We start from the raw sequence: 21896 nt of genomic DNA, 5'->3' as shown, positions 1-21896 counted from the left end.
GCGGGCTGATGACGCGGGCCAGCCGGGACGAGGCCGGGCATGCGCGGGAGTTCCTGCACTACGCCCGCCGCCGCCTGGACGCGCATCCGGGGGAGCTGCCCTCGGTTCTGGAGACGCTTTACGTCTACACGTCCGAGTCGCGGATCAAGCATCCGGTCGGGGTGTTCAAGAGCGGGCTGGAGGAGCTCGCGAACCACGAGACGATCGACACCGCGTTCGAGCTGTTCCTCGCCGGTATCGCCGCCGACGGCGAGCTCGACCGGCTGCAGGACAACATCCGCCGCGCGTTCGCCGCGTTGACGGGGCTGGACGTGAGCACCAACGGCCGCATCCGCCGCCGTCTCGCGGAGGCGCTGGCGTGACCGCCGCCGACCTCGGCCCCGACCTTCCGCTGTCGGCGCGCCCGGTCCCGGTGCGCTCGGTGGGGCTGCCCGCCGACGACCTCGACAGCGCCGTGACCGCCTTCATGACCGCGTCGCCGGTGACCCGTCGCTGGGATGTCGAGCACGACTTCGACTGGGCCGCCGCCGACGCCAATCGACTCACGGAGGGCCAGCGGTCCGCGGTCCAGTTCATCACCTTCATCGAGGACCACCTGCCGGGTTACTTCGCGCTCTACGGCAGCCGGTTCCCGCTCGACGCCGACGTGGACCTCGAGACCTTCCTGGTCAACCGCGAGGTCTATCACTTCACGGTGCGGTGGGCACAGGAGGAGGACAGCCACGCCCGCGCGCTTTTCCGCTACCAGGTGGAGTCCGGGATCGCGCAGGCGTCGTCCCTGCGGCGCGAGCTCGCCGCGGAGGGGCGCAAGCGCTTCAGCCTGCCGCACGAACATCCCGCGGCGCTGTTCGCCTACACGCTCGTGCAGGAGAAGGCGACCCAGATCTACTACCAGAACCTGCGGGCCGTCGTCGGTGACCCGGTGCTCGCCGACGTGCTCGGCCGGCTCAGCCGGGACGAGGCGCGCCACTTCACCTTCATGGCCGACATGGTCGAGGCCTATCTGCGCCGGTACGGCGACGCCGTCGTCGAACCGATGCGCGAGGCCATCGCGCAGTTCCGGATGCCGCTGGCCGACACGCTCAAGGGCTACTGGCGCTGGGCGCTGCGGATCGCCGACACCGCCCGGTACGACCACACCGAGGCCTACGACCACCTCGTGCGGGTCGTGCGGCGCGCGGTCGACGCGCCGTCCGACCGCGTCGACGAACTGGAACGGTTCGTGCGCGCCTGCCGGGTCCTCCCGACCGCAGCCGCGCCGCACTGACCCGAGCCTCCGCCGGCGCCCCGTCCGACCAACGAGAAAGGCCTGTCCGTGGACGATCTCACCGCCGCCGCCCCGACCACCGAAGCCCCGACCACCGAAGGTCCCACCGCCGCGGGCGTCGCTGCGTCGTCCGGTGGGGGTCCGGCCGCGCTCACCGTGGAGCAGGCGGTGGTGAACATCTTCGATCCGGCGTGGCATCACGACACGTTCCCGAACTACAAGGTGCTGCGCGAGGCGGGGCCTTTCGCGCCGGGTCCGCTGGGGATGCGTCTGGTGACGCGATATCGGGAGATCGAGGAGATCCTGCAGGACCCGGCGTGGAGCCACGCCGAGGAGCGCGACACCATGCATCCGGACAGTGACGGTTCGGACCTGCCGACCTCGTTTCTCTGGATGGAGCCGCCGGACCACACGCGTATTCGCAAGTTGGTCAGCCGGGCGTTCACCGTGCGGCGGATCGATGCGACCCGGTCACGGGCCAGCCATCTGGTGGACGAGCTGGTGGACGCCGCGATCGCGGCGGGTGAGGTGGACCTCATCGAGGCGATCGCCTACCCGCTGCCGTTGACGTTGATCGCGGAGCTGATGGGTGTGCCCGTGGCCGATCACGCTGCGGTGCGGTCGTGGTCGTCGGGGCTCTCGCGAGGCCTGGACCCGGACGTTCTGCTGTCCGCGGCGGAGGTCGACCATCGGCAGAGCTCGGCGCGGGCGATCCGGGACTACATCACCGAGCTGGTGGCGCGCCGCCGGGCGGAGCCGGTGGATGACCTCATCAGCGCGCTCGCGCTGGCCGAGGCCGAGGGCGACCGGCTGACCAACGAGGAGATGCTCGCGACGCTGGTCGTACTGCTGGTCGCCGGCCATGAGACCACGGTGAGCCTGATCGGTGGCGCGCTGGATGCCCTGATGCGTCATCCGGACCAGTTCGCGGCGTTGCGGGCCAATCCCGATCTCGCCGGGCCCGCGGTCGACGAGCTGATGCGTTTCTGCTGCCCGGCGCATCTGACCACCCGGCGGGCGGTGCGTGACACCGAGGTGTCCGGGCAGCGGTTCGCCGAGGGCGACACTGTGATCATCCTGCTTGCGTCAGGTAACCGGGACGCGGAGGCCTTCGCCGAGCCCGACCGGCTGGATCTGGCCCGCTACGCGGGGCAGGAGTGGGTGCCACGCCATCTCGGGTTCGGGCGGGGGCATCACTACTGCATCGGCGCGCCGATGGTGCGCCTGGAGGTGGAGCTGCTGCTGCGGGCGCTGGCCCGGCGCGCACCCCGGATGACACCCCTGGCGGACCCGCCGCCGTACCGGCCCAACCAGATCGTGCGGGGGATCCAGGAACTCCGCGTCCAGATCACCGAAGACTGACCAGCTCCGCGAGGGACTGCGACATGACGACCGAATCCAGCGATCTGATCGATGCCGACGTCGCGCCGGAGGCCGGTGGCGCTGTGGGGCCGGCCGAAGTCCCCGGGCCGGACGCCACAGTCGCGGGGGGTGCGCGGGCGCTCGACATCTTCGACTCGCGCAAGCGGTCGGACCCCTACCCGGCCTACCGGGCGCTGCTGGAGGCGGGACGCTTCCACTGGCTGTACCCGGGGTCACCGCGCATCGCGGTGGTCACCCGATACGCGGACTGCATGCGGGTCCTGCAGGATCCGGCCGTCGGGCACGTGTCGATGGCCGACAGCGCCTTCCGCGTGGACACCGAGGCCGACGAGGGGCTGCGGTCGATGCTGCGGGCGAACCCGCCGACCCACACCCGGCTGCGCCGGCTGGTCAGCAAGGCGTTCACCGCGGGGCGCATCGCCCGGTTCGGCCCGCTGGCCCGCCAGCTTGCCGCCGACCTGCTCGACGACGCCGTCGGGCGCGGTGAGGTCGACCTCGTCGGGTCCTTCGCCCGGCCTGTCCCGCTGCGGGTCATCTGCACGCTGCTCGGCGTGCCGCCTCGCGACGAGGTGGTCTTCGGCGACTGGGCGTCCGCGCTCACCCGCGGGCTGGACCCCGACCAGCTGCTGTCTCCCCCGGAACGGATCCAGCGGACCGAGGCGACCCGCGGGTTCGTCGACTACTTCGGCGACCTGATCGCGAAGCGTCGTGCCGCGCCCGCCGACGACCTGCTGAGCGACCTCGTCGCCGTCCAGGAGCAGGATGACCGGCTGTCGGATCGCGAGCTGCTCGACCTGTGCGTGCTGCTGCTGGTCGCCGGCTACGAGACGACCGTCAACCTTGTCGCCAACGCCGTCCTCGCGCTCGCCCGGGATCCCGAGCAGTACGCCACTCTGCGGGCCGACCGCGCGCTCGTGCCCGCGACGATCGAGGAGACCCTGCGGTTCGACCCGCAGATCCAGTATGTGGGGCGCACGGTGCTGGCCGACGTGGACCTTGGCGGGCAGACGCTGCGGGCCGGAGACGGCGTCATCGCCCTGTTGGCCGGCGCCCAGCGTGACCCCGAGGTGTTCCCGGACCCTGACCGGTTCGACATCACCCGCTACGCCGGACCGGCCGCGCGCCATCTCGGTTTCGGACTGGGCATCCACTACTGCCTCGGGGCGCCGCTGGCCCGGCTTGAGGCGGAGATCATGCTGGCGGCGCTGCTCGACCGGGTCGAGCGAATCGAGATCGCCGCGGAACCACTGCCCTATCGGCCGCACCTCTCCGTCCGCGGCGTCTCCGCGCTCCCCGTACGGCTGACCCCCGCCTGACCGCTTACCAGACGCTGTCGCCACGCAGAACGGCGTCCGCGCCGCCATCGACGAAGATCACCTGCCCGGTGACATGGCTGTTCTGCGGGCCGGCCAGCCAGGCCAGCAGGGGGGCGATCTGCTCGGGGCGGGCGTGTCCTCGAAGCGGCATGGGCACGGCCCTGTCCAGTTCCTCGCGGGCGGCGTCGTCATCGTCGAGGTGGCGGGTCATCGCGGTTCGGACGATGCCCGGCGCGACCGCGTTCAGCGGGATGCCAGCGCCAGCCCAGTCGTCGGTGGCGGCGTTGCGCCGGACCCAGCGGGCCAACGCCACCTTGGACGACGTGTAGAGGAGATGTCCCTCGCCACGGTCGACGGCGGCTTGCGCGGCGGTAACGGCGGCCGGCTCGTCCGCGGCGAGGCAGCCGGCCACGACCGCCGGTTCGGCCGGATGCACGCAGGCCAGCGAGTTGACGACGACCGCGGCCGGGCTCGTGCCCGCGGCCAGCAACGGACGCAGACCGGCGATGGTGGCGACGGCGCCGAAGAAATTGACGCGCACCGTCCGCGGATCGCGTTGGGAAATGCCGGCACAGGCGACAAGCGCATCCAGCCGGCCCCCGGTGAGCTGGCGAACCCGGTCGACCAATTCCCCCCGCCCCGCCCTGGTGGCCAGGTCGACCGTGACCTCGGTGTGCTTCAGATCGACACCGATCACGGTTGCGCCCTGACCGAGGAGGAGGTCGGCGGTGGCCCGACCGATACCGGAGGCAGCGCCAGTGACCACGTAGGTGCGGGACATGGACCGTTCCCTTTCCGTCGGCGGTGACGTTGAACGGGAATGAGATCAGCCGTGTGCAGTTAGGCTACATGATAACTCGACATCAATGTGATCGAGAATGAGCTGACGGTGTCGACTGGGAAATCTGGCGCTGCTTTCCGAGGGAGTGCCCGACGTTCGGCCCTGCCTGGGAAACGTTTCAAGATCGGCTCTGCCGTAAATTCGGTGGTGACGGTATTCATCGGAGGGTTCGGGAGCGCCGGCGTCGTCTCCGGCGCCGAAGACCAGTTGCGGGGCCCGCGGGGAGCCTCAGCCGGCGAGGGCGGCGGCGAGCCGGTCGAGTGCCGCGCTGAAGTCGTGGGCCGCCAGGTGGCCGAAGCCGACCCGGAACACCCGGTCGTGCTCGCCGAACCAGGAGCCCGGCGCAACCCGGGTCTCGAGCGTGGCGAGGCGGGCGTAGAAGCCGGCGACCGCGCCGTCCGGGAACCGGTCAGTGGGCAGGCGCAGGCAGCAGATGGCCCCGCCGTCCGGCCGGACGACCTCCACGGGCTGGTCCCGTGCCCAGGCCGACAACTCGGCGAGCGCACGCTCCAGCCGCCGGGCGTGGGGCGCGAGGATCGCGGTCCGCTGGCGCAGCAGGTGCACGGCCAGTAGCTCGTCGAGGGTGGGGCAGGCGATCGTGGTGACGAATTTGGCCTCGCGCAGGCGTTCGGACAGGTCGGCGTCGGTGGTGGTCAGCCAGCCGAGCCGTAGCCCCGGCGCGCCGTGGGCCTTGGACAACGACGAGCAGGTGACGACCCGCGCCGACCGGGCCGCGGCGGACGGCGGGACTGGCGCGTCGCCGTAGGTGGACTCACGGTAGGTCTCGTCGACCAGGACGACCGCGCCGGGCGCGCGGTCGGCCACCGCGGCGAGCAGGGCGCGCACCTCGTCGTCGGTGAGCCGGACGCCCGACGGGTTCTGCGGCGAGGCGACCGACACCAGCCGGGTCCGCTCGGTGAGCGTCTCGGTGAGCGCGTCGAGCGGGAGCCGGTAGCCGTCGTCGAACGACGACGCCACCAGATCCACCCGGGCGCCCAGGCCTTGCGGAACGCCGCGGGCGGGCGGGAAGCACGGCGTGACCAGGGCGACCCGGTCGCCCGGCGCGCAGGTCGCCTGGGTGAGCAGGAACATCGCCTCGATCGCGCCGACCGTCACCAGCACCTCGTCGGCGCTGACCCCGGCATCCGCGGCGATCAGCCCCCGCAGCTCGTCGTCACCGCGCGTGGTGCCGTAGCCGAGCACGACATCCTTCAGCTCGGCCGGTTCGACGAGCTCGCCGAGGCTCAGCGGCGGACAGGTGCTCTCGCCCAGGTCGTAACGCACCGGGCTGTCGATCAGGGCGGAGATGGCGCTGGGCGCGAACGTCGTCATGGCGTCCATCGTCGGAAGGGGCCCGCCGCCGGAGTAGAGCCAATCCCGCTAGATTGGACCGCCGATGGAGCCAATCGCGTGGGTGGAACGCCTCGGCCGGTGGTCGTCGGGTCGCGGGCCGCTGTATGTGCTGCTCGCGGCGCGGATACGGGCGCTGATCGACGACGGCGAACTGCCACCCGGGTCGCGGCTCCCGCCGGACCGCTCGCTGGCGGCGGCGCTCGCCGTCGGCCGCGGCACGGTCGTCACCGCCTATGACCTGCTGGCCGTGGAAGGCCGCATCACGCGCAGGCAGGGCAGCGGAACCCGGGTCGCCGGAGACACCTGCGCGCCGCCACGGGCGACCGCACAGACGCCGGCGTTCCTGCACCTGCTCGAGCCGAGGGACGGCGTGCTCCTGCTGGCATGCGCCGCACCCGACGCCCCGCCCGCCGAGCTGGTCGACGCCTACGCCCGGGCCGTGCCGCGGCTGGCCGACATCACCGGCGACATCGGCTACCACCCGATGGGCCACCCCGCGCTGCGCCGCGCCATCGCGGAGCGCTACCAGCGGCGCGGCGTGCCCACCGCACCCGACCGGGTCCTCGTCACCAGCGGCGGGCAGCAGGCGCTGTCCCTGCTGGCCCGCGCGCTGCTGCGGCCGGGCGACCGGGTACTGGTCGAGACACCCACCTATCCCGGCGCGCTGGAGGCCTTCCGGGAGCAGGGCGCGCTGCCGCGTGGGCTGCCGGTCGGGCTCGACGGGCTCGCGGCCGCGGCCGCCGAGCACCGGTCCGCCCTCGCCTACGTGATCGCCTCCTTCCACAACCCCACCGGCGCGGTCCTGCCCACCCTGCGCCGACAGCGCCTCGCCCGGACCGCCGCCGCCGCGGGCGTCGCCCTCATCGACGACGAGGCCCTCGCCGACCTCGGCTTCCCCGGTGCCCAGCAGCCACCACCGCCGCTGGCAGCCCACGACGACCAGGTGATCACGATCGGGTCGCTGAGCAAGGCTGTCTGGGGTGGCCTGCGAATCGGCTGGGTACGTGCCCCGGTGCCGCTCATCACCCGGCTGGGCCGGCTACGAGCGGTACACGACCTCGGCGGCAACATCCCCGCCCAGCTCGCCGCCGCCGACCTGCTCGGGCACCTCGACGCCATCCAACGCCGCGAGGCCGCGCGGCGACAGGCCCGCCACGACCACCTGCGCGCCGAGCTCGCCCGCCACCTCCCCGACTGGGACGCGCCCGCTGTGCCCGGCGGCCAGACGCTGTGGGTCCGCCTTCCCCGCGGCGACGGCACCTCGTTCGCCCAGACAGCGCTGCGCCACGGCATCGCGATCCTCCCGGGCACCGGCCTGGACGCGGGCGTGGGCAGCCACGAATACCTGCGCCTGCACTTCCTCGCCACGCCGGAAGACCTCAGCGAAGCCGTCCGCCGCCTCACCGCCGCCTGGCGCGTCTACCACCCGCAGCCCCACCGCACCCCCTCCACCCCGACGCTGGCGATCTGACCGCCGACCCGGCCATCTGATCGCCAAGCCGGCGGCGGCTCCGCACGCCCGGGCTCCTCACGACGTAACTGCCCGGCAGGCACGCACCGCCTCCGCTATTCTCGGGGCCGCGAGTGCGGGGCGCGTTCACTTAGTAGCGGGGAGAAATGAGCCAGGAAGCGGGGATCGACCCAGGGGCGCTGATGGGAACCGCGCTGGCCGCCTTTCTCGCGCTTATCCTGGCATCCGGTCCATGGAGAGCCCTCTCGATAATTCTTGGAATTACGCTGACATTGCTGTTGCTTGCAAGCTACCGGGTGGAAGACTGGGGAATTCCACGGGAAACGGCTATAGTGCGTGGGGCCGCGCTCGGCGCGGTATCCGGCCTCTGCGCGGATCTCATCGTCGCCTATCCGCTTCAAGAATGGTGGGCGCGCAGGAACTTCGCCGGCTGCTATCAATCGCAGGACATCGACGGCTGCTTTGCTCATCACACCACGGATACCCTATGGCTACCTTGGCTCGTGGTGTTCGTTACCGTAAGCGGCATATATTTCCACCGTTGGCGGCGTCGGCAGTCGAATCGCCGGTCGGTAACGAAAGAATAGATCAACAGTTCGATGCGTGGTGATCGTCTTTCATGTGCGGATCTGGAGGTCTTTCTATGTCGGACATTGAGTCGACGACCGCCCGGCAGAAGCCGCGATCGGACGCGTGGCGGTCAGCGATCACCGTGGTGCAGGAGGCGGAGCCTCCTTTCATCCCGGCGGGTGCGCACGCGATGACCATCGTCGTCGAGTTCCCACCGGGCGACCCTGGTACCCCTCCGCATCGGCACTCCGGACCGGCCTTCGGCTATGTGCTGGCCGGCGAGATGGTGTTCGAGCTCGAAGGCGAGCCGGCGCGCGTCGTCCGGGCCGGCGAGGCGTTCTGGGAGCCGGGTGGCGACGTCATCCACTACCAGGACGGCAACAACCGCGACGACATCCCCGTGCGCTTCACCGTCACCATGCTCTGCGAACCGGGCAAACCGATGCTTACGCTCGTGGACGAGGGCGAACTCATCCGACGTCAGGACCGCCGAGCCTCGCGCACCAACTGACGGCAGCAGGGCCCGCCGACTGGGAAGTAGCGGTAGGCGGGCGTTCCGTCGGGAGCTGTTCATGCGATTCATGGCGCTCGACCTCGCGGGCATTGGTCGGCCAGCGCACCGGCGCCAGGTGAGCGAACGGTCAGGCACGCCGGGTTTCCTCGTGACGAGCGAGGGCTTCCAGGATTTCGCCGCGGTTCTGGCGGTCGATCGGGGTCGCGCCGCCGCCAGCGATCGCGGCGTCGACCGCAGCCAGCGCCTCGGCGTGCTGGCCGAGGTCGAGCAGGATCGCCGCCTTGATGCTCTGGCCGGTGGCACGGTTGGTCCGGTCTGGCAGCGAGCCGACTCCCGTGCCGTCGCGCTCGATCTCCAGGCCGCGCGTGCAGGCGGCCAGGGCCTCGTCGAGGCGGTTCATCAGGTGCAGGACGACCGCTTTGTCGAGGTGGCCGAGCACGAAGTTCGGCTCTGAACGCAATGTCTGCTCGCAGACGGCCAGCGCCTCGTCCAGCTGGTCACGCCGCAAGTACAGCCGCTCCAGGTTGAGCAGGGTGCCGAGGTGGCCCGGGTCGATTCCGAGGGCCTGGCGGTAGGCGGTGGCTGCCTCGTCTGTACGGCCGAGATCGTTGAGCATCAGGCCCTGGTAGAAGTGCGCGTCGATGTAGCGCGGCCGCAGCTCGATCGCCTCGGTAAACGCGGCGAGCGCCTCGGTGTCGCGGCCGGAGCGGGCCAGCTCGTTGCCTCGCTCGACGAGGTCGATCTCAGCCGGTATGGCCCGGTCCTTGACCTGCGGCCAGTCGGCGGGGTCGGTGAGTGTGCCGAGACACCGGGGGCACAGCGCGGCGTCGAACCACCGCGCCTTCGCCTGCACACACTGGTGGCAGAAGCGGCGTTTGCAGTCGCCGCAGATCATGTGCTGGCCGGCGAACGATCCCGGGTTGGCGTGGGCCACCGGGTTGCCCCCGGGCATCATCGAGACCGAGATCATCCGGTCGCAGAAATAGGCGGAACAGTAGTAGACCGCCACACTCGCCTCCAGCGGTGCGCCGGGACCACCCACCCGATGTGGATGCGGCCCCGCGCCGATCGACGTCGCAAGACTCCCACGCACCAGCAGAGCTTCAAGGTCGGCGTCAGCTGCGCGACAGGCAGCATCATCCCGCGTCCCGCTCCGCCCGGACAGGCGACAAATCACGCCACAACTCGATCGACATCCCGGTCCTTGTCGCCCGCGCGCTGGACGACGGACGCCAAGCAACTCAGGTACGTCCCGCCGGATACGCCCGGCGGGGTGAGGCCGAGAAGGCCGGTGATCGGCCGGCCGCCGCGGCTACGGGACGCGGGCGACCGCACCGTAGACGGCGGTCTCGGCGGCGGTGGGGCGGGGCTGGCTTTCATCGTCGGCGCGCCAGTGGGCGACGGAGGTGATTCCCGGGGGCACGAACTCAAGGCCGTCGAAGAACCGGGCGAACTCGTCGCGTCCGCGGAACTGGAACGTGACCTTTGTGGCTGTGTCGGCGTCGTTTACGCCTGTCGCGGTGCTCGGCGGCATGAAGTCGCTGGTCGCGTGGGACAGCACGACATAGCTGCCCGACGGCAGCTCGGAGACCAGGCGCGACACCACCCTGTATGGGTCGTCGGCATCCGGGACGAAGTGCAGAACGGCCACGACCATCAGCGCCAGCGGCCTGGAGTAGTCCAGCGCCTGGCGGACGTCGGGATGACCGAGGATGTCGTCGGGCCGGCGGATGTCCGCGTCCAGGTAGGCGGTGGACCCGTTCGGGTCGGAGTCCAGGCGGGCGCGCGCGTGCGCGAGCACGATCGGGTCGTTGTCGACGTAGACGACCCTCGCCGTGGGGTTGAACGACTGGGCGATCTCGTGCAGGTTCGGCGAGGTGGGGATGCCCGTGCCGATGTCAAGGAACTGGTCGATCCCGGCCTCGCCGGCGAGGAACCGCGCGACCCGGCGCATGAACGCCCGGTTCTCGATCGCGGCGGTCCGCACCTCGGGGAACGCGGCGGCCACGGCATCCCCGGACTCACGGTCGGCCTTGAAGTTGTCCTTGCCGCCGAGCCAGTAGTCGTAGCGCCGAGCCGGGTGCGCGGTCGAGGTGTCGATCTCGGCCGGCAGCCAGGTGGGGTCGGTCCGTTCCGGCGACCTCGCGGCTGGCTCGGACGGTGACATCCCTACCTCCACGTTTCGATGACAAATCGAACTTAGCGAGCGCTGATCCAGCTTGGTCAGGGCGGTAGCCGGCGTGGTCTGCCCGTTGTGGTTGGCCCGCCGGCCCGCTCCCCGGGCTGGGACAGCGACGGGTCGGATGATCGTGGGGTGGCGGAGCGGGCACGGCGCCGGCTCAGGCGAGGTGTCCGTGATCAGGGGGTCAAGCTCACGTCGGGGCGCGGTGGGCCCTCGGTGGTTCCGGGGTGCTGTTCGGTGCTGTTCGGTGCTGTGTTCGGTGGTGTCCGGTCTGGCCGGGTCGAGCGCGCGCGGTCGAGCCTGGCGTATGCCATACTGTCGAAGTCGACGTCGACCTCGACGTTCGGTCGAGATGGGGTGCGACGATGACGGTGTGGCCGGACGGATCGACAGTGAGCAACAGCGCGGGCCGCCGGCGTCGCTTCGAAGCCCGCTAGTCCGGCCGGTAGACGCCGATGCTGGACATGACATCCGGTAACAGTCGTGGCTCGTTCCGCGCCGAGGTGCCTACCTACGCCGCCGCGGTCGAGGCGTGGCTGGCCTCCCGCCCCGCCGCGTTCGTCGCGGCGGCCCGCCCCGTCGCGTCCTATGCGGAGCGGGTCGCCGTCACGTCCGACCTCATGCGCGTCCTGTTCGATGAAGGCTGGGCGCGCTACGGGTGGCCCGAGGCGGTCGGTGGCCTGGGTGGCGACATCCTGCACCGGGCGGCGATGTGGGAGGCGCTGGCGCGGCATGGGCTTCCCGCCATGGCGCTGTTCGAGCACCTGGAGATCCTGGCTCCGACGCTCGTGGCCATGGGTGACCAGGATTTCGTGGCGGGGGTGCTGCCGCGTTTCCTGAGCGGCGAGGAACGCTGGTCGCAGGGGTTCTCCGAGCCCGATGCCGGCTCCGACCTGGCCAGTGCCCGTACGCGCGCCGTCGCGGTCGACGGCGGGTACGCCATCACCGGCCGGAAGATCTGGACGAGCTGGGCCCGGTACGCCACATGGTGCCTGGTCCTCGCGCGGACCGGGACCACCCAGTCACGCCACCGTGGCCTGACCGCGTTCGCCGTCGACCTGCGCTCCCCGGGCGTCGAGGTCAGGGCGATCGAGCAGGCGAACGGTACCGACGAACTGGCCGAGGTCACCTTCGACGAGGTCCTCGTCGGGCCGGACCGGATCGTCGGTGAGCGCAGCGGCGGCTGGCGGGTCGCGATGCACATCCTCGCGCACGAACGCGGGACGTTCGGCTGGTTCCGGCACGGCTTCCTGTACCGCCAGCTGTTCGACAACCTCGCCCAGGGATCGCCGTCGCCGGCGGGGGACACCCTGCTCGGCAACGCGCTGCTCGACCTGGCCGCGGTCCGGGCCAGCAGCCACGCGGGGCTGCGGGCGCATGCCGCCGGCGCCGCGCTTGGTCCCCAGGCCGCCTTCGTGAAGCTGATGCTGGCCGCCGGCGAGCAGGCGGTCAACGACTGGGTGCTGGCGACCGACCCGGACCTGGCGGTCGGGATGCAGGACGACTACGTGGCCGTGCGCCGGCAGGACTACCTGTTCTCCCGGATCGTCACCGTCTACGGAGGCTCGCAGCAGATGCAGCTGGACACCATCGCCAAGCAGATCCTGCGGCTGCCATGACGTCGGTGACGGAACAGGCCGACCGCGAGTTCGTCGACGCCGCCTGCCTCGCGCTGCGCGCCCCCACCGACGGCGGCGACCCGCTCGACGCGCTGGGCTGGTGGGACCTCCTGTCGGAGCTTTCCGACCGGGACGCCCGGGCGGCGGCGCTGGCGCTGTTCCGTGCCCAGGGCCGGGAGCTCTTCGGCTCCGCCGCGCTGGGTGGCCTGATGGCCCAGCCCTTCCTCGTCGCGACCGGCCTGCCCCCGGGCTCGCTGGTCGCGACGGTCAGCCGCTGGTCGCCACGGCGCGGGGAGCGGCTGGTGGTTGTCGGGGATGTCGCCGGTGCGGCCCTGCTCATCGACCGGCCGGGCCACGGCGCGGCGGTCGTCGCGAGCGACCAGGTCGAGCTTCACCCGGTCGCCGTCGCCGGGCGCCTGGCCATGTACGAGGTGGAGCTCGGCCCTTGCATCTGGACGGCCACCGTCGCGGAGCGGACGGCCGAGCCCGCGCGCGCCCGCGGCCGGTTTCTCGGCCGTCTCGCGATGGCCCTGGAGATCCTGGGCGCGGCGGAGGGCGCCCTGGCGCTCGCGGTGGCGCACGCCGCCACTCGAGAGCAGTTCGGCCAGCCGATCGGCGCGTTCCAGGCCGTCCGCCACCTGCTCGCCTGGGCGCGGACCGACTGCGTCGCGCTGGAGGCGGTCACCACCGTCGCCGTCCGCCTGGACGAGGCGACCCCACCCCGTCACGACGAGATCGTCAAGGCCCTGGCGGGCCGCAACGGCCGCCGGGTCTGCGAACGAGCCCTACAGGTGCTGGGCGCCATCGGGTTCACCACGGAGCACGATCACCACCACTTCCACAGCCGGGTGCTCGCCCTCGACGCACTGCTCGGGACATCCGCGGAGCTGACCCACGCGCTGGGTGCCTGGTTCCGCGAGACGGGCACCGACCCGGCCGCGCCCGCGGCCGTGCTGCTGTCGGAGTAAGGAGAAAAGGGGAGAAAGTGCCGGTGTCGAAGGTCGAGCTGGGGCTGAGCCTCGCCGGGATCCCTCGGGACGCGGCCCCGCTCGCCGCGGTGGCGCGGGGAGCCGAGGAGTCCGGATACGGCTCCGTGTGGACCGGTGAGGCGTGGGGGAGTGACGCCTTCACGCCGCTGGCCTACGTGGCCGCGGTCACCAGCCGCATCCGGCTGGGCACGGCCATCGCGCAGATGCCCGCGCGGACGCCAGCCGCGACCGCGATGACCGTGCTGACGTTGCAGCAGCTGTCCGGGGGCGTTTCGTGCTCGGGCTGGGAGCGTCGGGGCCGCAGGTCGTCGAAGGGTGGCATGGCGTGCCCTACCGCACGCCGGTCCAGATAACGCGTGAGTACCTGGCCGGCGTTCGCTGGACCGGCCTGGCCGGGACGCGGTGACTTCCGGGCCGCCGCGGACGGCGCTACAGTGCTCGACCGCGGGCAGTGATCGGGGATGGTGGCGTGTCGCGGGTGTCCAGGTCTGAGGAGTCGACGTCGCGGGACGCGGCGCCGGTGCTGCTGGTCGACCGGTCCGAGGGCGTGGTCGTGCTGCGACTCAACCGTCCCCACCGCCTCAACGCCCTCGACGCGTCGCTGGTGGCCGCGCTGCGCGAGACCTGCGCGGCGATCGCCGACGATGCCGACGTCCGGGTGGTCGTGCTGACCGGGGCCGGCCGGGGATTCTGCTCGGGCATCGACGTACGCGACTTCGGCGGCGACGTCCCGGACGCGGCGGCGCCCGCGATCGAGCGCCTGCGGTTCCAGGAGATGATGGCGGCGCTCCCGCAGGTCGTGCGGGACCTGCCGCAGCCGGTCGTCGCCGCGGTCAACGGGCCGGCGTTCGGCGGTGGGCTCGCCCTCTGCCTCGCCGCCGACGTGCGGATCTGCGGCGCGTCCGCGACGTTCGGCAACGCCGCGATCCGCCTCGGGCTGTCCGGGGCGGAGATGGGGATGAGCTACCACCTGCCGCGCGTCGTCGGCACCAGCATCGCGGCCGACTGGATGCTCACCGGGCGGACGGTCGCGGCCGACGAGGCCCTGCGCAGTGGGCTGGTGAGCGCCGTCCACCCCGACAGCGAACTGTGGGAGCAGGCCATGCGGACCGCCGGGCTGATCGCTTCCCACGCGCCGCTCGCCGCGCGGATGACGAAACGCGCCCTCGCCCAGAACACCGACGCACCCAGCCTCGCCGCGGCGGTCGAGCTGGAGAACCGCAACCAGGTGATCGCCCACGCCACCGACGAGGCGGCCGCGGCGCGCGTGACGTGGAGCGCACGGTGATGGCGGCGGGCGGGGACCGCGGGGACCGCGGGAACTGACCGCTGACGGCGTCGGTCCGGGAACGCGGACCGCGTCCCGCCCGTGACGCCGACCGTGCCGGGCGGCCGGCCGCCCGGCCGGCCGGCACGGTCAGCGTCGTGCCATGTCAGACCCGCTCGATGATGGTGGCGGTGCCCATGCCGCCTCCGGTGCACATGGTGACCAGGCCCGCCGTCAGGTCCCGGCGCTCCAGCTCGTCGAGGACCGTGCCGAGCAGCATCGCGCCGGTCGCGCCGATCGGGTGGCCGAGCGCGATGGCGCCGCCGTTCACGTTGACCCGGTCCGGGTCGAGTCCGAGGTCGTCGATCGTCGTGAGCGCGACCGCGGCGAACGCCTCGTTGATCTCCCAGAGGTCGATGTCGCCGATCGCCATCCCGGCCTTGGCCAGGCAGCGCCGCGCGGCGGGCGCGGGAGCGGTGAGCATGATGACCGGCTCGGACCCGACCGCCGCGGTGGCGTGGATCCGGGCCCGCGGGGTGACGCCGTTGGCCTTCACCCACGCGTCGGACGCCACGACCACGGCGGCGGCGCCGTCGACGACCCCGGAGGAGTTGCCGGCGTGGTGGACGTGCTCGACGTGGTCGGCCCGCGGGTAGCGCCCGAGGGCGAGCTCGTCGTAGGTGCGCGCCTCGCCGTCCGGCCGGGTCGCGCCGGCCGCCGCGAACGCCGGCCGCAGCCGGGCGAGCCCCTCGATCGTCGTCCCGGGGCGCGGGTGCTCGTCGTGGTCCAGGAGCACCGTGCCGTCCGGGCCGGTGACCGGGATGATGCCGCGGTCGAACCGGCCCTCGGCGACCGCCCTGGCGGCGCGGTCCTGGCTGGTGACGGCGAAGGCGTCGACGCCCGCGCGGCCCAGCCCGGCGAGGGTGGCGATGAGATCGGCCGAGATGCCCTGCGGCACGGTGGGGAACCGCGCGCGCAGCGCGGGGTTGCGGCCGTCTATGGTCACCGACCCGGCCGCGAGGTCCCAGCGCGACATCGACTCCACGCCGCCGGCGACGACGAGGTCCTGCGCTCCGCTCGCCACACCGGTCGCGGCGATGGTGACGGCCTGCTGCCCGGAGCCGCAGAAGCGGTTCAGCGTCATGCCGGGCACCGTCTCCGGCCAGCCGGCGAGCAGGGTGGAGAGCCGTCCGATGCAGTCGCCGTGGTCGCCGGAGAAGATGCCGTTGCCGGCGACGACGTCCTCGACGTCGGCCGGGTCGAAGCCGACCCGGCGGGCGAGCGCGCGCAGGCACTGCGCCAGCAGTTCCTGCGGGTGCACGCCGTGCAGCGCGCCGTCGGGCCGTCCCTTGCCGCGCGGGGTTCGCACGGCGTCCACGATCCAGGCGTCCATGTCAGTTGACCTCGTGGTCCCGGCCTAATCCCCGCCCGGCGCCGGTGACGATGCAGGTCCGGCCCTCGCACATGTCGGCTTCACTCATGGTAGACAGCCAATATCGATGTCGATGTTGGTGCAAGCGAAGGGGCTGGGCGGGCATGGCATGGGACTTCTCGACCGATCCGGACTACGCCGAGCTCCTGACCTGGGCCGACGCGTTCGTGCGCGAGGAGTGCGAGCCGCTGGACCTGGTGGTTCGGGAGTCACACGATCTTGGTGATCCGGTCCGCCAGGCGCTCATCCCGCCGCTGCAGGCGATCGTCAAGGAGAAGGGGTTATGGGCGACCCATCTCGGCGCCGAGCTCGGCGGGCCGGGCTTCGGGCAGGTGAAGCTGGCCCTGCTCAACGAGATCCTCGGCCGGTCGGTCTGCGCGCCGATCGTCTTCGGCTCGCAGGCGCCCGACTCCGGTAACAGCGAGATCCTCGCCCGCTTCGGCACGCCGGAGCTCAAGAAGCGCTACCTCGAGCCGTTGCTCGACAACCGCATCGTCTCGTCGTTCTCGATGACCGAACCGCAGGGCGGCGCCGACCCGAAGATCTTCACGACCACCGCGACGCTCGACGGCGACGAGTGGGTCATCAACGGCGAGAAGTGGTTCACCTCGTTCGCCGCCCTCGCGTCGTTCCTGATCGTGATGACGGTGACCGACCCGGACGCGCCGCCGTACCAGCGTCAGTCGATGTTCGTCGTCCCGGCCGGGACACCCGGCGTGAACATCCTGCGCAACGTGGGGATGGGCTACGAGCCGGTCGGCCAGGGCAGCGAGGGCTACGTCCGGTACGAGAACGTCCGCGTCCCCGCCGACCACATGCTCGGCCCGCGCGGCGGCGCGTTCATGGTCGCCCAGACCCGCCTCGGCGGCGGCCGCATCCACCACGCGATGCGCACGGTCGGGCTGGTCCGGCGGATCTTCGACATGATCTGCGAGCGCGCGGTCTCCCGCTTCACCCAGGGCGAGGTGCTGGGAGACAAGCAGCTCGTCCGGCAGATGGTCGCCGACTCGTGGATGGAGATCGAGGCGTTCCGCCTGCTGACCCTGCAGACCGCGTGGAAGATCGACAAGTTCCAGGACTACAAGGCCGTCCGCGCGGACATCTCCGCCGTCAAGGCGATGATGCAGAAGGTGCTGCACGACGTCAGCTCGCGGGCGCTGCAGCTGCACGGCTCGCTCGGCACGACCCACGAGATGCCCTTCGTGCACTACCTCGTCGAGTCGTTCGTGCTCGGGCTCGCCGATGGGCCGACCGAGGTCCACAAGGTCACCCTCGCCCGCGAGCTGCTGAAGGGGTACTCGCCCGCCGAGGGCCTGTTCCCGTCGGGCCACCTGGTGCGCCTACGCGCCGAGGCCGAGGCGAAGTTCGCCGACCGCCTCGCCGGCATCCCCCGGGCCTGATGCGCGCCGGCCGCCGGTCGCGACCGTCAGCCCAGCAGGTCGGCGGCCCGGGTGAGCAGCCCGGGCAGCGCGCCGGCCACCTCCTCGGCCATCGGGTCCGGAGCCGGCCGACGCCGGGAGTGCTTCACGATCAGCGACCAGGTGGCGGCCGACTTGAAGCAGGCGAGTGCCTGGAACCAGCCCAGCGCCGGGACGTCGCGGCCCAGGTGCTCGGCGTAGGCCGCCGCGAGGTCGGCCGGCGTCGGGAGCGCCGCGGCGTAGCGGGTCCGCCGGCGGTAGGTGGCCGGGTCGGCGTTGATGAGGAACCACCCGAGGTCCACCCGAGGGTCGCCGACCGACCAGATCTCCCAGTCGATGACGGCGGTGACGGCGGGGCCCGTGGCCAGCAGGTTGCCGAGGCGGAAGTCGCCGTGGACGACGGCCGGCCGGGCGGCGGCCGGCTCGGTGGCGAGCAGCGCCTTCGCGACCGCCTCCCAGCCGGGCACGAGCGTCGCGTCGACGGTTCCCAGCGCGCGCGTCCAGCGACGCACCTCGTCCGTGAGGCCGACCCGGGGCTCGTCGGCGAGCCCCAGCGCGGCGGGGTCCAGCCGATGCAGCGCGGCGAGGGCGCGGGCGGCGTCAAGCATGCGGTCGGCGACGACCGCCGGATCGTCGCGGTCATCGCCGCCGTCGCGGTCGAACAGCGGCTCGAAGGAGGAGCCCGGCACGAACGACATCACGAAGACCGGCGGTACCTCGGGTGGGTCGCCGGGGTCCTCCCACAGGACCGTGGGCACCGGCACGGCGGTCGCCGCCAGCCGGTGCAGCAGCGACGCCTGGCGCAGCACATCACGGTTGCGCACCGGTTCCAGGCCTGGGGGCGCCGCTTTCACGACGACCGCGCGAGAAATGCCGTCGACGGTCGCGGTTCCCGCGTACGACAGGCTGGACGCGCCGCCGGACAGGCGACGCAGGCCGGTGAGTCCGATGACCGCGAGCCGCGACTCGAGCGTGCTCAGGTCGATTTCTATCGTCATCACTCCCCGTCGTAGGGCTGATATTCGGGAGACAGCATGTCAGGGCTGTGCGAAGGCAAGGTAGCGCTGGTCACCGGGGCGAGTCGAGGACTCGGAAAGGCGATCGCCCAGCGGCTCGCCGCCGAGGGCGCCACCGTGGTCATCACGGCGCGGACGATGGAGCCGGACGACAAGTACGTGGGTTCGTTACGGGAGACGGCGGAGGAGATCAGGGCCGCGGGCGGATCGGCCGTCGCGATCCAGTGCGACCTTTCTCAGAACACCGACCGCGAGCGTTTCTTCGCCGCGGCCGTAGAGGCCGCCGGCCCGCCCGACATCCTGGTGAACAACGCCGCCGTGACCTTCTTACGTACCCTTGAAGGATTTCCCGAGCGGCGCGCCCGGCTGATGTTCGAGATGCATGTGCTCGCTCCGATGCACCTCATCCAGCTCGCCGTCCCGGGCATGCGCGCCCGTGGCGGCGGCTGGATCCTGAACCTCACCTCGATCGCCGGGCAGCGGCCGGTCGGGCCGCCGTTCTCGGAGTTCGACCGGACCGCCGGATTCGGTGTCTACGGCACCGTCAAGGCCGCGCTCGACCGGCTGACCGCCGCCTTCGCCGCCGAGCTGTACGCCGACCGGATCGCGGTGAACGCGGCCGCGCCGTTCCAGCCGGTGTCCACGCCGGGCGCCGGGACGCTCGACCTGGCCAAGGAGGACACCGAGGAGATCGACCTGATCACCGAGACCGCGCTCATCCTCTGCACCGCCGACCCCACGACGACGACTGGCAGGGTCGTCTACACGCAGCCGTTCCTCCAGGAGCTCGGCCGTCTGGTCTGAGGTTTGAGGACCTGGGGTCTAAGCGCGCGGCAGACCGAGCAGCTGGCGACCGATCAGCCCTCGCATGATCTCCGACGCGCCGCCGGAGATGGTCAGGGCCCGGCCCCAGAGGAAGTTGTGGTGCCATCGGTCAGCCACTTCGGCGCCCTCGGCGTCGATCGACGCGGCGGACGCGATGATCTCCATGGCGAGCTCTGTCAGGGCGACGTTGGTCTCGGAGTAGGCGAGTTTGGCGACGGGCCCGTCGCTCGGGTGCTCGTCGTCGACGAGGATCCGTTCGACGGTGTCCCGGACGATGAGCCGGACCTCCTCGACACGGGCGAGCGCGTCGGCGAGCTTCGCCTGGATGTCCTCGTGCTCCAGTGCCGCGCTCCCGTCCGGGAGGCGGGCCGTGCGCGCGAGGGAGACCAGGTCGTCGAACATCCGCTCGAGCTGCACCGCGTTGGCACCGACGAACGCCCGTTCGGAGGCGAGGCCGGACGTGATCACCTTCCAGCCGCTGTTCACCTCGCCGAGCACGTGCTCGGCGCCGAGCCGGACGCCGTCCAGGAACACCTCGCAGAATTCGGCGTAGCCGGTCATCTCGCGGATCGGGCGCACGTCGAGGCCGGGGAGGCCCATCGGCACGACGAAGGCGGTGAGGCCGGCGTGCCGGCCCGCGGCCGGGTCGGTGCGGGCGAGGAGCAGGCCCATGTCGGCCCACTGGGCGTCGGTGCTCCAGATCTTCTGGCCGGTGACGAGGTACCCGTCGCCGTCCGGGTCCGGCTCGGCGCGGGTGCGCAGCGAGGCGAGGTCGCTGCCGGCCTCGGGCTCGCTGAACAGCTGGCACCAGACGTGCTCGCCGGCCCGGATGCGGGGGAGCAGCTCCCGCTTCTGTGTGTCGGTCCCGAACTCGATGATCGCGTGAGCGGCCAGCATTACCTGGTCGAGCGGGCGGTAGGCGTCGCCGCGGATCAGCTCCTCCATCAGCACGAGGTCGTGGATGGGGAGGTGGCCGGCTCGGCCGCCCCACTCGGCCGGCCAGCCGGCGCCCAGGTGGCCGGCCTCGTGGAGGGAGCGCAGCCAGCCCCGGATCGCCTTCTCCTCCTCCGCGTCCCGGGGGACCCGCACGCCCTCGCCCTGCATGGGCACGCCCCGCCCGGCGATGAAGGAGCGGACCTGTGCGCGGTACGCCTCGATGTCGGCGCCCGCCTCGACGACGTTCGCCTGGACGTCGTTCGTCCTGACGTCAGCGGCCATCGGTCCATCCCTCCACGTCAGCGAGTGATCTCTGGGCGGCGCGCGGGTTCGCGGCCAGCCGGGCGTCCTGATGGGCGCGGCGCTCGTAGAAGTGCAGCCCGTACTCCCAGGTGAAGCCGATGCCACCGGTGAGCTGGAGCAGGTCGTGCAGGAGGCGCGGGGCACCGGAGCTCACGCTCACCGACGCCAGGGCGACGTCGCGCCGGGTCTGGCTCGGCTCGTCGTCGAAGCGCCGGGCGGCCTCGGCGACGACGAGCGTCATGCCCCGCGCGCGGACGGCGTGGTCGGCGAGCCGGTGCTGGACCGCCTGGAAGCCGCCGATCGGCCTGCCGAACGCCTGGCGCTGTCCGGCGTAGGCGACGGTGCGGTCCAGCATCCGCCGCACGCCGCCGACCGCGTCCGCGGCGAGCAGCAGCTCGTACAGGGCGACGGCCCGCCGGGCCGCGTCGCCCGGCACGGCGACGCGGTGGCCGCGGCCCGCCACCGGCATGACGTCGGCGCAGGTCCTGGTGATGTCGAAGCGGTGGCGGGACGGGTCGGCGGTCCAGTCGGCCGGGTCGAGGAGGAGCACCAGGTCATCCCGCGAGTCGTCCAGTAACAGCAGCGCGTCCGCCCCCGGCACGCCGTCGACCAGCCGGGCGACCCGCTCGTTCTGGCCGACCCGCCCGTCCCGGCCGAGGCGTCCGAACGCGCAGACGCGCCGGCCGGTGAGGACGCCGGCCAGCAGGGCGTCGGCGACCGGGTCGTCGGCGGCGTGGGCGAGGGCGTGGACACTCGCCGTGAGCCCGGCGAACGGGCCGCCGTGCAGCGCGGCGCCGAGTTCCGTCGCGGCGGCGACGGCGGCGTCGGCCCGCAGGCCGAAGCCGTCCTTCTCCTCCGGTGCGCAGAGGGCGGGCAGGCCGAGCTCGGCCAGCATCGGCCAGCTCGTGCGCCAGTCGGCGTCCACCGCCGGCGCGAGATCCTGACGGGTGGTGCCGAGCGCGCCGCGCAGGGCGTCGCGGAGCGCGACGACGTCGTCGGTGGTGACGACATCGTCAACGACAGTGGTGGTCAGAACGGCGTCAACTCCCGCGCCTGGCTGGGCCGCCGAGGCCGACACAAACATCGACATTGGTATCGAGTTCGATATTCTGGTCGCTATGTGCCCGGCGTCAAGCCGGGTCCGACGATGATCGGGACACGCGACGTCCGGCCACCCGGCCGCGCGGAGACGAC

Annotated in this window: 19 protein-coding genes and 2 pseudogenes; 13 read left to right on the top strand and 8 right to left on the bottom strand. The window is 72.1% G+C overall.

Annotation, left to right across the window (positions count from 1 at the left end; genetic code table 11):
- The 4 genes and pseudogenes from BCD48_RS14255 to BCD48_RS14240 form a co-directional block, all read left to right on the top strand.
- Nucleotides 1-362: pseudogene (locus BCD48_RS14255) on the top strand (ferritin-like domain-containing protein); the annotation flags it as partial.
- A 29-nt stretch (nucleotides 363-391) separates the two neighbouring features.
- Nucleotides 392-1267: an acyl-ACP desaturase gene (locus tag BCD48_RS14250; RefSeq protein ID WP_071048853.1), complete on the top strand. Its 876-nt coding sequence runs from the start codon at nucleotides 392-394 to the stop codon at nucleotides 1265-1267.
- Nucleotides 1268-1315: 48 nt separating this feature from the next.
- Nucleotides 1316-2629 carry a cytochrome P450 gene (locus tag BCD48_RS14245; protein WP_083418618.1) on the top strand — a complete coding sequence of 438 codons (1314 nt, stop codon included), beginning with the start codon at nucleotides 1316-1318 and terminating at the stop codon, nucleotides 2627-2629.
- Between the two features lie 23 nt (nucleotides 2630-2652).
- Nucleotides 2653-3966: a cytochrome P450 gene (locus BCD48_RS14240; protein ID WP_083418617.1), complete on the top strand. Its 1314-nt coding sequence runs from the start codon at nucleotides 2653-2655 to the stop codon at nucleotides 3964-3966.
- A 4-nt stretch (nucleotides 3967-3970) separates the two neighbouring features.
- Here the strand turns inward: BCD48_RS14240 and BCD48_RS14235 are convergent, their stop codons facing one another.
- A complete protein-coding gene (locus BCD48_RS14235; RefSeq protein WP_071048827.1) occupies nucleotides 3971-4747 on the bottom strand; it encodes an SDR family oxidoreductase in 777 nt (258 codons plus the stop codon).
- Nucleotides 4748-5035: 288 nt separating this feature from the next.
- On the bottom strand, nucleotides 5036-6139 hold the full coding sequence (locus BCD48_RS14230) for a pyridoxal phosphate-dependent aminotransferase (RefSeq protein WP_083418616.1): 1104 nt from the start codon (nucleotides 6137-6139) through the stop codon (nucleotides 5036-5038).
- A 64-nt stretch (nucleotides 6140-6203) separates the two neighbouring features.
- On the opposite strand from BCD48_RS14230, the gene BCD48_RS14225 reads away from it, so the two are divergent.
- The 3 genes from BCD48_RS14225 to BCD48_RS14220 all read left to right on the top strand — a co-directional run bounded on the left by BCD48_RS14225 (nucleotide 6204) and on the right by BCD48_RS14220 (nucleotide 8712).
- Nucleotides 6204-7631, top strand: a complete 1428-nt coding sequence (locus tag BCD48_RS14225) for an aminotransferase-like domain-containing protein (RefSeq protein WP_071048826.1) — start codon at nucleotides 6204-6206, stop codon at nucleotides 7629-7631.
- A 146-nt stretch (nucleotides 7632-7777) separates the two neighbouring features.
- Nucleotides 7778-8218 (top strand): hypothetical protein, encoded by a 441-nt coding sequence (locus tag BCD48_RS50640; RefSeq protein WP_131803986.1) that lies wholly within the window; start codon nucleotides 7778-7780, stop codon nucleotides 8216-8218.
- 56 nt (nucleotides 8219-8274) lie between these two features.
- Nucleotides 8275-8712, top strand: a complete 438-nt coding sequence (locus BCD48_RS14220) for a cupin domain-containing protein (RefSeq protein ID WP_071048825.1) — start codon at nucleotides 8275-8277, stop codon at nucleotides 8710-8712.
- 130 nt (nucleotides 8713-8842) lie between these two features.
- On the opposite strand, the gene BCD48_RS14215 is transcribed toward BCD48_RS14220, so the two are convergent.
- Nucleotides 8843-9724 (bottom strand): tetratricopeptide repeat protein, encoded by an 882-nt coding sequence (locus BCD48_RS14215; protein WP_071048824.1) that lies wholly within the window; start codon nucleotides 9722-9724, stop codon nucleotides 8843-8845.
- 303 nt (nucleotides 9725-10027) lie between these two features.
- Nucleotides 10028-10882, bottom strand: a complete 855-nt coding sequence (locus tag BCD48_RS14210) for an SAM-dependent methyltransferase (RefSeq protein ID WP_083418615.1) — start codon at nucleotides 10880-10882, stop codon at nucleotides 10028-10030.
- A 479-nt stretch (nucleotides 10883-11361) separates the two neighbouring features.
- On the opposite strand from BCD48_RS14210, the gene BCD48_RS14205 reads away from it, so the two are divergent.
- The 4 genes and pseudogenes from BCD48_RS14205 (at nucleotide 11362) to BCD48_RS14190 (ending at nucleotide 14793) form a co-directional block, all read left to right on the top strand.
- Nucleotides 11362-12516, top strand: coding sequence for an acyl-CoA dehydrogenase family protein (locus BCD48_RS14205; RefSeq protein WP_241841721.1), 1155 nt, complete (start codon nucleotides 11362-11364; stop codon nucleotides 12514-12516).
- Nucleotides 12513-13484, top strand: a complete 972-nt coding sequence (locus BCD48_RS14200) for an acyl-CoA dehydrogenase family protein (protein ID WP_071048822.1) — start codon at nucleotides 12513-12515, stop codon at nucleotides 13482-13484. Before BCD48_RS14205 ends, BCD48_RS14200 begins: the two co-directional genes overlap by 4 nt.
- 17 nt (nucleotides 13485-13501) lie before the next feature.
- Nucleotides 13502-13911, top strand: a pseudogene (locus BCD48_RS14195) (LLM class flavin-dependent oxidoreductase).
- A 72-nt stretch (nucleotides 13912-13983) separates the two neighbouring features.
- Nucleotides 13984-14793, top strand: coding sequence for an enoyl-CoA hydratase/isomerase family protein (locus BCD48_RS14190; RefSeq protein ID WP_198543237.1), 810 nt, complete (start codon nucleotides 13984-13986; stop codon nucleotides 14791-14793).
- 145 nt (nucleotides 14794-14938) lie between these two features.
- Here BCD48_RS14190 and BCD48_RS14185 read toward each other — a convergent pair whose 3' ends face one another.
- Entirely contained in the window at nucleotides 14939-16165 is a 1227-nt protein-coding gene (locus BCD48_RS14185; protein ID WP_083418614.1) for an acetyl-CoA C-acetyltransferase, read from the bottom strand.
- A 143-nt stretch (nucleotides 16166-16308) separates the two neighbouring features.
- On the opposite strand from BCD48_RS14185, the gene BCD48_RS14180 reads away from it, so the two are divergent.
- Nucleotides 16309-17604: an acyl-CoA dehydrogenase family protein gene (locus BCD48_RS14180; RefSeq protein WP_071048820.1), complete on the top strand. Its 1296-nt coding sequence runs from the start codon at nucleotides 16309-16311 to the stop codon at nucleotides 17602-17604.
- A 26-nt stretch (nucleotides 17605-17630) separates the two neighbouring features.
- On the opposite strand, the gene BCD48_RS14175 is transcribed toward BCD48_RS14180, so the two are convergent.
- The gene (locus BCD48_RS14175) at nucleotides 17631-18620 is read right to left on the bottom strand and encodes a phosphotransferase family protein (RefSeq protein WP_071048847.1); all 990 of its coding nucleotides are present in this window, start codon (nucleotides 18618-18620) and stop codon (nucleotides 17631-17633) included.
- 36 nt (nucleotides 18621-18656) lie between these two features.
- Between BCD48_RS14175 and BCD48_RS14170 the strand changes: the two genes are divergently transcribed.
- Nucleotides 18657-19442: an SDR family NAD(P)-dependent oxidoreductase gene (locus BCD48_RS14170; protein WP_071048819.1), complete on the top strand. Its 786-nt coding sequence runs from the start codon at nucleotides 18657-18659 to the stop codon at nucleotides 19440-19442.
- An 18-nt stretch (nucleotides 19443-19460) separates the two neighbouring features.
- Here the strand turns inward: BCD48_RS14170 and BCD48_RS14165 are convergent, their stop codons facing one another.
- Both BCD48_RS14165 and BCD48_RS14160 read right to left on the bottom strand, forming a co-directional pair.
- Entirely contained in the window at nucleotides 19461-20681 is a 1221-nt protein-coding gene (locus BCD48_RS14165) for an acyl-CoA dehydrogenase family protein (protein WP_071048818.1), read from the bottom strand.
- Nucleotides 20671-21786 (bottom strand): acyl-CoA dehydrogenase family protein, encoded by a 1116-nt coding sequence (locus BCD48_RS14160; RefSeq protein WP_071048846.1) that lies wholly within the window; start codon nucleotides 21784-21786, stop codon nucleotides 20671-20673. The genes BCD48_RS14165 and BCD48_RS14160 overlap by 11 nt, the downstream gene beginning before the upstream one ends.
- Nucleotides 21787-21896: the final 110 nt, after the last annotated feature.

Origin of the sequence: Pseudofrankia coriaricola (assembly GCF_001854805.1) — a bacterium.
Lineage (GTDB): Bacteria > Actinomycetota > Actinomycetes > Frankiales > Frankiaceae > Pseudofrankia.
Note: the sequence above shows the minus strand (reverse complement) of the source record. Positions and strands in the feature narration are given on the sequence as shown.

Bases quoted from the DNA above. Each gene is read 5' to 3' on its own strand.
- BCD48_RS14205 (WP_241841721.1), top strand. From the start codon at position 11,362: ATGACATCCGGTAACAGTCGTGGCTCGTTCCGCGCCGAGGTGCCTACC.
- BCD48_RS14165 (WP_071048818.1), bottom strand. From the start codon at position 20,681: ATGGCCGCTGACGTCAGGACGAACGACGTCCAGGCGAACGTCGTCGAG.
- BCD48_RS14235 (WP_071048827.1), bottom strand. From the start codon at position 4,747: ATGTCCCGCACCTACGTGGTCACTGGCGCTGCCTCCGGTATCGGTCGG.
- BCD48_RS14210 (WP_083418615.1), bottom strand. From the start codon at position 10,882: ATGTCACCGTCCGAGCCAGCCGCGAGGTCGCCGGAACGGACCGACCCC.
- BCD48_RS14225 (WP_071048826.1), top strand. From the start codon at position 6,204: ATGGAGCCAATCGCGTGGGTGGAACGCCTCGGCCGGTGGTCGTCGGGT.
- BCD48_RS14180 (WP_071048820.1), top strand. From the start codon at position 16,309: ATGGCATGGGACTTCTCGACCGATCCGGACTACGCCGAGCTCCTGACC.
- BCD48_RS14175 (WP_071048847.1), bottom strand. From the start codon at position 18,620: ATGACGATAGAAATCGACCTGAGCACGCTCGAGTCGCGGCTCGCGGTC.
- BCD48_RS50640 (WP_131803986.1), top strand. From the start codon at position 7,778: ATGAGCCAGGAAGCGGGGATCGACCCAGGGGCGCTGATGGGAACCGCG.
- BCD48_RS14220 (WP_071048825.1), top strand. From the start codon at position 8,275: ATGTCGGACATTGAGTCGACGACCGCCCGGCAGAAGCCGCGATCGGAC.
- BCD48_RS14200 (WP_071048822.1), top strand. From the start codon at position 12,513: ATGACGTCGGTGACGGAACAGGCCGACCGCGAGTTCGTCGACGCCGCC.
- BCD48_RS14240 (WP_083418617.1), top strand. From the start codon at position 2,653: ATGACGACCGAATCCAGCGATCTGATCGATGCCGACGTCGCGCCGGAG.
- BCD48_RS14170 (WP_071048819.1), top strand. From the start codon at position 18,657: ATGTCAGGGCTGTGCGAAGGCAAGGTAGCGCTGGTCACCGGGGCGAGT.
- BCD48_RS14185 (WP_083418614.1), bottom strand. From the start codon at position 16,165: ATGGACGCCTGGATCGTGGACGCCGTGCGAACCCCGCGCGGCAAGGGA.
- BCD48_RS14160 (WP_071048846.1), bottom strand. From the start codon at position 21,786: ATGTTTGTGTCGGCCTCGGCGGCCCAGCCAGGCGCGGGAGTTGACGCC.
- BCD48_RS14230 (WP_083418616.1), bottom strand. From the start codon at position 6,139: ATGACGACGTTCGCGCCCAGCGCCATCTCCGCCCTGATCGACAGCCCG.